Source organism: Photorhabdus viridis (assembly GCF_040256935.1).
GTDB lineage: Bacteria > Pseudomonadota > Gammaproteobacteria > Enterobacterales > Enterobacteriaceae > Photorhabdus > Photorhabdus viridis.
On record NZ_JBEJZY010000164.1, the window covers coordinates 1 to 1165 of the forward strand.

At 46.2% G+C, this 1165-nt stretch carries 3 protein-coding genes; 1 reads left to right on the forward strand and 2 read right to left on the reverse strand.

The genetic code is table 11. The features are described from left to right. Positions 1 to 313, forward strand: a 313-nt coding sequence (locus ABR397_RS22705; RefSeq protein WP_350307687.1) for an IS66 family transposase, incomplete at its 5' end; no start/stop codon positions are given. 69 nt (positions 314 to 382) lie between these two features. On the opposite strand, the gene ABR397_RS22710 is transcribed toward ABR397_RS22705, so the two are convergent. Together ABR397_RS22710 and ABR397_RS22715 are read right to left on the reverse strand one after the other, a co-directional pair. After that, the gene (locus ABR397_RS22710; protein ID WP_165579167.1) at positions 383 to 616 is read right to left on the reverse strand and encodes a hypothetical protein; all 234 of its coding nucleotides are present in this window, start codon (positions 614 to 616) and stop codon (positions 383 to 385) included. Further along, positions 613 to 1165: RHS repeat-associated core domain-containing protein (locus ABR397_RS22715; protein ID WP_350307688.1), on the reverse strand; the 553-nt coding region annotated here is incomplete at its 5' end. The genes ABR397_RS22715 and ABR397_RS22710, both read right to left, overlap by 4 nt.

Sequence of the window (1165 nt, forward strand, 5' to 3'; positions counted from 1 at the left end):
CAAAGCGATAGATTATACGCTGAAGCGCTGGCCGGCGCTGGTGTGTTATCTGGATGACGGCCGGGTGCCGATAGACAACAACCGGGCGGAGAATGCGGTCCGGGGTGTGGCACTTGGCCGAAAGAACTGGCTTTTTGCGGGTTCACTGGCCGCGGGGCAACGGGCGGCCATGATAATGAGCCTGTTGGAAACCGCCAGAGCCAACGGACATGAGCCCTGGGTCTGGTTACGTGATGTCCTCAGCCGGCTACCTGACTGGCCGAACAATCGGTTGAATGAGCTGTTGCCCTGGCCTGATAATCCCTTCAGTTAATATCCCATTTTGTGGTTATCTGACAACGCAAGGTGAGTTCACCGGAACATTACGGATCTTCCGGTGTTTTTAGATGTAAAAAAGATTTTCTCGAACAAAAGAAGTAACTTCGTCTTTATTTAATTCAAATGCAGGATCTGCATCCATTCCTTTCAAATAATCAACGACATATCTTAGCCTCTCATCATCAATGTCATGATCAAGGTAAAATTCATATGCATATCTAGCAACGTTAGCAGTATCGTAATTTTCTTGAAGTTTTTCATTCAGGCCGCTTATAAAAAGATGGATTAGATCGTTCATGACAATCCCCCGCATTTTTTAATAGCTTTTCCTGGGGTTGTTGCTATGCCTGAATCTATATCCGCTTTGGTGGGTGGATAATGAGGTAAATCCAATACCTGACCATCTTTCATCTTAGGATGTACACGATTAACCTTGCTGGAATGGTCGTAAGTTTCTTCCCAAGACCTCACACTTCCTATTGATGGATTCCACTCTGTGACATGAGAACGTCCACGCGTTGGCCCTTCAGTTCTAGCTAACGCTTCCTTATCATAATAACGGATTCGCCCATCAGGTAATTCGCGGATATTCACGGCAGAACCTTGAGCTTTTTGTAAAGCTCTAAGTTTCCGATTTAATAATTGAGAAGGTGAACTTGCCAACCCAAAGGGATCGACCCAGCTCACCGGATTAGACACGTAACTGTAAGGATTTACTCCTCCGGCTAACCCCAGAGGGTCAGGCGAGAGGTACTGTCCCGTCTCTGGCGAATAATACCGGAACCGATTATAAAATAAACCGCTTTCTTCATCTTCATATTGCCCACAAAACCGAAGATTGCAGCTG